Source organism: Chamaesiphon sp. OTE_75_metabat_556 (genome assembly GCF_031378165.1).
In the GTDB taxonomy this organism is placed as follows: domain Bacteria; phylum Cyanobacteriota; class Cyanobacteriia; order Cyanobacteriales; family Chamaesiphonaceae; genus Chamaesiphon.
This window is the reverse complement of record NZ_JANNDR010000464.1, coordinates 1-6,349: the sequence shown is the minus strand read 5'-3', so window position 1 is coordinate 6,349 and position 6,349 is coordinate 1. Positions and strand designations below refer to the sequence as shown.

7 protein-coding genes and 1 pseudogene are annotated in these 6,349 nt (G+C 45.0%); 4 read left to right on the top strand and 4 right to left on the bottom strand.

What is annotated here, in order from left to right:
- Nucleotides 1-177 (top strand): annotated as a pseudogene (locus RMO27_RS23970) (GTPase HflX); the annotation flags it as partial.
- Between the two features lie 468 nt (nucleotides 178-645).
- Nucleotides 646-792 (top strand): hypothetical protein, encoded by a 147-nt coding sequence (locus RMO27_RS18835; protein ID WP_309735377.1) that lies wholly within the window; start codon nucleotides 646-648, stop codon nucleotides 790-792.
- 2 nt (nucleotides 793-794) lie between these two features.
- On the opposite strand, the gene RMO27_RS18830 is transcribed toward RMO27_RS18835, so the two are convergent.
- Nucleotides 795-1,688: a S1 RNA-binding domain-containing protein gene (locus RMO27_RS18830; RefSeq protein ID WP_309735375.1), complete on the bottom strand. Its 894-nt coding sequence runs from the start codon at nucleotides 1,686-1,688 to the stop codon at nucleotides 795-797.
- A gap of 116 nt (nucleotides 1,689-1,804) precedes the next feature.
- Complete coding sequence (locus RMO27_RS18825; RefSeq protein ID WP_309735372.1) at nucleotides 1,805-2,554, bottom strand: dienelactone hydrolase family protein; 750 nt, start codon at nucleotides 2,552-2,554, stop codon at nucleotides 1,805-1,807.
- Between the two features lie 334 nt (nucleotides 2,555-2,888).
- On the opposite strand from RMO27_RS18825, the gene RMO27_RS18820 reads away from it, so the two are divergent.
- Together RMO27_RS18820 and RMO27_RS18815 are read left to right on the top strand one after the other, a co-directional pair.
- Nucleotides 2,889-3,809, top strand: coding sequence for a polysaccharide deacetylase family protein (locus RMO27_RS18820; protein WP_309735370.1), 921 nt, complete (start codon nucleotides 2,889-2,891; stop codon nucleotides 3,807-3,809).
- 87 nt (nucleotides 3,810-3,896) lie between these two features.
- Nucleotides 3,897-4,244 carry a 4a-hydroxytetrahydrobiopterin dehydratase gene (locus RMO27_RS18815; RefSeq protein WP_309735368.1) on the top strand — a complete coding sequence of 116 codons (348 nt, stop codon included), beginning with the start codon at nucleotides 3,897-3,899 and terminating at the stop codon, nucleotides 4,242-4,244.
- Between the two features lie 134 nt (nucleotides 4,245-4,378).
- On the opposite strand, the gene RMO27_RS18810 is transcribed toward RMO27_RS18815, so the two are convergent.
- Entirely contained in the window at nucleotides 4,379-5,161 is a 783-nt protein-coding gene (locus tag RMO27_RS18810) for an ABC transporter permease (protein ID WP_309735366.1), read from the bottom strand.
- Between the two features lie 62 nt (nucleotides 5,162-5,223).
- Nucleotides 5,224-6,012: an ABC-2 family transporter protein gene (locus tag RMO27_RS18805; protein ID WP_309735364.1), complete on the bottom strand. Its 789-nt coding sequence runs from the start codon at nucleotides 6,010-6,012 to the stop codon at nucleotides 5,224-5,226.
- Between the last annotated feature and the right edge of the window lie 337 nt (nucleotides 6,013-6,349).

Here is a 6,349-nt window from a genome sequence, read left to right as displayed (position 1 = left end):
GCCCCAGGACCATCCCTGATCGTGTTTAATAAGATCGATCGAGTGGATAGCGAACGATTGGCGCAAGCGGAGGAAGAATTCCCCAATGCGGTATTTATCTCTGCCTCAGAACGCCTGAGTCTAGAAACACTTCGCCAGCGGATCGGACAGCTGATCGCTTATACAGTGCCAGCTTAGTGTCTATCGCCCAGCATCTATCGATCGGGATATTTAACTGTCTATCCAAAGCATACATATTGAAAGCTGACTTTTTAGTTACTTTTCGATCTTTAGAATATTAATTAGAAAGGTTAAGCTAATAGCAACTGTATTCGATCAGACTCTAAGCAATCTAGTCTCCTCAGAGCGTACAGGGTGGTTTAATTGATCGTGTGGGAGTTGGTAAGTAGTGCAGTGACGTTTTACTATCGACTCCCTTACTTTTCCCCTTCCCCAGCTTTATGTGAATTTTTCGCTCCCCGACTGTTCTTCAGGGCATAGATTTTTAATTTAGTCGCTCCCAGCAATCCTCCTAGAAACTCGATCTAGAAGGATTACTTGTATTTTGACAAGATGTTTGTTACAATTCTTAATAAGAGAATAACGACAAGCTTTAACATCTAGCATTAACAGTCCGCTCAGTGATAAACGAGCCGACACAAGTTTTTGGCAGAGTCTAAGGAACGAGTTTTCTCCTCCCAACACAGCTATCTCACCAGCCAATTAATTAATCGGCTGGTATTTTTATCACCGTTCGAGCAGGTGAAGTTCGTTCGTGGCGATCGGTTTGGCACTAATGATCGCGGTAAATAGCCTTAGTTCCCAAATAATTTCTTCGCCGCACGTTCGCTACGGGCTTCGGCAGATGCCATCACCTCTGACATTTTTTCGAGCATTTCACCAGGGTGATTTTCCAGGACTCTAGTAGAGAGTGAAATTTTGCCGTTACCTTCATCTAAGTCAATAATCATTGCTTTGATTTCTTGACCGATCGTAAATAACTTTTCGCAAGCTTCGACCCGATTTTCGCTGATTTGTTTGATGTAAATTAAGCCAGTACTACCATTAAACTCGACAAAGGCACCGAACGGTTTAAGTCCAACAATAATACCAGTTACTAACTGCCCCCGTTCTAGTTGACTGAAATTAGCTGTCCGTGTCGCTTTGCGCTGGGAGAAGACCAACTTATTTTTATCTTTGTTGGCTTCAATAATCACACCAGGAATACTCGTGCCGACCAACGAGTCGAGATCGCGTTCGAGTAATTGAGAGCGGGGAATGAAGCCACGAATGCCTTGGAAATTCACCGTGACACCACCTTTATTGACGCCAGTTACTTTGAGCTGGATCGATTCTTTATTACTTTGAATTTCATCAACTTGATTCCAAGCATATCTGACCTGCAATTGGCGTTTGGAAAGTGTAACTTGGCCGTCGGCATTTTGTTCGCGAATAATCAGAAATTCTTGTTCGTCACCGATCGGTAATAATACCGATAAATCTGCCGATTCATCTGCGGCAACTTCCTCAGCCGGCACGAATGCTAGGGATTTGCCATTGATATCTACATAGACACCATCGCTATCATAACTATGAATCTTACCTCGGACTAATTGATCTTTCTCAAAACTGACGACTTCAGCATCTAAAGCTTTAGCAAAGTCATCCATGGAAAAGATTTCGGTTGAGGTAGTTTTAGTCTGGTTCATTATGAGTTGGGAGTTGAGAGTTGGAGACGGAGACGGAGACTTGGGGACGAGAAGATCGATAATTGTTTGTTGCACTATCTACTATCCACTATCCACTATTCACTACCACCTATGCCCTAAAGCCTAGATCGTGTTAGTTGCTGGAATAATTCCTCGACATGTTGCCAAGCTGATGCAGCCGCAGCGGGATTGTAACTAGCCCGTAGATCGCAATTGAAGCCATGTTGGGCACCTGGATACTGCCAAATCTGATGGGGGATATCATTTTGGGTCAGCGCAGCTTCAATTTGGGCAATCTGTGTGGGGGGAATGCTAGCATCATCCATACCAAAGAACATATACATCGTACCCGCGATCGCACCTGTCTGACTCACTGATGGCTCGCCACCGCCAGGAGTAAGGGTAGTAATTCCCGCCCCATAGAACGAAGCTGTCGCAGTAATATCTGGCAAGGTTGCGGCTAAATAAGCCACATGTCCGCCAAAACAAAAGCCAATACAGCCAAAATGGGGGGCGACTTGGGGGAGTGTTTTGAGATAATCGATTGCAGATTGAATATCGGCAAGTAGCTGTGAGGCAGTGGTTTTTTCAGCGTAGCTGCGGCCTAATTCGACATCATTACTCGTGTATCCCAGCTCTAACCCTGGTGCTACTCGCTCGAATAACGCTGGTGCAATTGCCACATAACCCAACTGAGCAATCCGCTCGGTGACAGCCTGAATATGGGGATTGACCCCAAAGATTTCCTGGAGTACGATAATACCTGGAAATTGACCTGCGCCTTCAGGGATGGCAAGATAGGCCGAGATGTTGGAGCCTGGGGACTCAATCGAGATTTGCTGTGTTACTACTTGCAGTTGGGTCATAGGGCTTAATCCAGATCTTGGAGATCGTCACAGCTAAGTTTAGCAACAGAAATTCGATCTCATGTCACCACGCTGCCTAGCGACCTAACTCGCAAACAACTGGGGAATCGATCGCTCATACCTATATTATAGATAGTCCGACGGTGGGAACGATGACAACCAGTCAATACTGCAATTCTGTCACGATCGGTGAATTTATAAAAATAGGTATTTTTCGCTACCATCAATACATTTTGTCTCCAAATGCGAGAGAATTAGACTCAGTTTTAGTGTGCGAGCAAACAGGATAGTTCGGGTGATCGGCACGAAGAGTCCAGAGTAAACCGTTTTAGAAGTGTCAGGAGTTGCTAAGTTGGCTAGAGGTAAACATCAAGATCGAACCGAGCGGTTACTACCAGGTAAAATGCTGTGGCTGGCAATCGCGGCCATGTCTTTTGCCGCCGTTGCCATTTTGCACGCTATTTTTTTTAGTAACGTGCCGGAGAGTGCATTAATTGCCAATACGGGGATTGCCAAAACGGTAGATGTGACTAGGGCGATCGCTAGTACCATTCCGCTGAACTTCGATGTCCCCAAAAACTTTCAAGCGAAAACCATCAAAGATGTCTCCGTACCTGGCTCTGAGAAAGTAATCGCCCTCACCTTCGATGATGGCCCTTGGCCGGAAACTACCGAGCAGATTTTAGCAACTCTCAAACAAGAACATGTCAAGGCGACCTTCTACATGATCGGCCAACCGCTCAAGTCTTTTCCTGAAATTGGCAAAAAAGTCCTCGCTGATGGTCATGTTATCGCCAATCATACCCTCCACCATTGGTATAAACAGATGAGTCCGTTGGTAGCCCAACGCGAAATTGAAGATACCGCCAAAATCATCAAAGAAGTCCTAAATGTTGAAACCGAATACTTCCGACCACCAGGAGGTGTGTTAACTAATGGTCTGGTGGCTTACGCCCACAAGCACAATCAATCTGTCAATATGTGGTCGGTGGATTCTGGCGACAGCCATCCCAAACGACCATCCACAGAAGCGATGATTAAAACCGTCGTTTCCGGTGCTACCCCTGGTGGTATCGTCCTGATGCATGATGGTGGCGGCAGTCATACCAATACCGCCAAAGCCGTCCCGATTATTATTGCCAAGCTGCGCGCTCAGGGTTATAAGTTCGTGACGGTACCAGAACTGCTCGAACTCGGATCTGCCACACCGCAGACGCCAACAGCTCAAGGCGCACCTGATGTAGTCGGCAGTTGATAGTCGATCGATAATCATTGATAGTTAAAATATCCCCACTAGTTGTTAATTAGTGGGGATATTACAATTTTACAGGAGCACCTATCCATGACAAATCTCACTCAACAAAAGTGTATTCCTTGCCTCGGTGGTGAAACAGCGATTACCCAGACCGAAATTGATGCCTTTCAACCCCAGATCCCCGACTGGTGTCATTACGAAGTCAAAGGCGAACAACGGATCGAACGACTATATAAATTTAAAGATTTTAAAACTGCCCTCGCTTTTACCAATACCATTGGTGAATTAGCCGAGACTCAATCCCACCACCCCGCCATCTTGACTGAATGGGGTAAAGTCACCGTCACCTGGTGGACGCATACCGTTGGCGGCTTGCACATGAACGATTTGATTATGGCGGCTAAGACGGAGGAAATTTTTAAGCAATATAAGTAAGTGGAAAGTGAATAGTGAATAGTGGATAGTGGCAAATAATGGGGACGCTAGCGTCCTGAAATCCTAAAACCTATTCCCACCCTATTCGCTATTCCCACCCTATTCACTATTCACTATTCACTATTCACAATCCCCTAACTCGAAGCACTAGTATAAAATCTCAACGCAAACCGCCAAAAGTAATTTGACAAGAGCAGCAATCCTACGGCCAGACAACCGCCGCTAGCAATCCACACCAGATCGCCCCGTCCCAAGAGCGTCTGAGCTGGCACCGTCGTCAGAAAGGCGACTGGTACCACAAACGTAAAAAAGAAGCGGTATGCAGGCGGATAAGCCCCGATCGGAAAACGTCCGGCAGCGAGTAGACCCCGCAATACCTCGGTAATATTATAAATCTTGGTAAACCAAATACTCGTGGCACCGAGGATAAACCACAGACTATAGATAATTACCACCCCAAATACCAGTGGGATGGCACCGAGCAGATAACCACCGATCCCCACACCGAGCAGACTGCCAGCGTAGAAGATAATTGCCAGCCCAAATAGCATATCTGGCACCCCCCACAAGGAGAAACTATTGAAGGACAGCCAAAACTGCGAACTAATGGGCTTGAGCAAAACGAAATCCAGGGTGCCATTTTGGACGTGCTTGACAATTCGATTGAGATTACTCGCCAGAAAGGTGCTAGAAAATCCCTCTAAAAATGTAAAAATACCAACCACAATTAATGCTTCTTGCCATTGCCAACCCTGGAAAGTATAGCCTTTGCGATAAAATAAAAATAGACTGAATAAACTACCAGCAAGTCCACCCAAACTACTCAATGCTGCAAAGACAAAGTTTAGCCGATATTCTAACTCCGCTGAGATCGCCGTCTTCCAGAAAATCTGAATTAGATGTAAATATCTAGACATGGTTAGGGGTAAGGGGTAGGGAATGGATTTATCAATTATCAATTATCAATTATCAACTAATATTACGCTCCCATCCCTGAATACTGCTGCAAACCTTTGCGCCAGAGCCAGCGATTGACGATCGAGAACAAAAATATCCAAATAAACATGATGCCAAAATTATGCATCAGATCGACTTTCAGCCCAGTGATAATACTCGCTGGAAAGTTGATAATATAAGGAAATGGCGTCCACAGTGCAAACGATCGTACCTCTGGTGGAAAGATTTCGAGCGGTGCGATCGCGCCCGATAAAAATAGATGAATCAAAAATGAAACTTCTTGGATCGAGCTAGCTTTTTCAGTCCAAAAGGCAAACATTGCTAAGGTATATTGAATCAAAAATTGTAATGCCAATGCACAGGCACTCGCGATCGCAAATAATCCCAGCGTCCCTAAGCTCGGCATCCAAAATGCGGTCGGATAAAGACAGAAGAATAGAGCCACCAACCCAAAAATAAATGGCAATCTAGCAAAACGTTCGCCAATATGCGACCAGATATGATGCCAGACGGGATCTAATGGTTGCAACAACCGAAAAGATAGTTTCCCATCGACAATTTCGCGCTCAAAATCCCAAATTACCCATACAACCGTCAGTTGGCGGACGAGATAAACAGCGAGAAAATAGCGGGCAAACTCGATCGAAGATAATCCAAAATCCCCTGTTTGTGCGGCTTGTGTCCAAACTCCCATCAGAATGAACGGTAGCGACCCTGAAAGTGCCCAGAGGAGCAATTCGGCTCGATACTCCAACATATAGGCATAGTAGGTAACTAGTAGCGATCGAGAGACTTTAAATAGATGTTTCATAACTCTAATTATATAAATCCTGAGCGGCACAGCTTCGATGTCAAGAAAAATGCGGTACCCTTGATGGGTAGCCTAACTAAGGAATGAGGATTTAATAATATACAAATCTGCACTCATCGCAACCTTTGGTAGGGGCAATTCATGAATTGCCCCTACCAAAGGAACAATTGCAGTTTATTTAGTCCTCATTCCTAAGCTTTTGCTAGTATTTTTGCACTGATGCAATCTGTGAGCTTACACAAATACCAACGGCGAGTGAAGGCTGATAAATATTACTTCAAAGTGTCCTGTTTCTAGTTGAAGTTGCCTGAATATCTATGTAGTCACGCTTTCGATC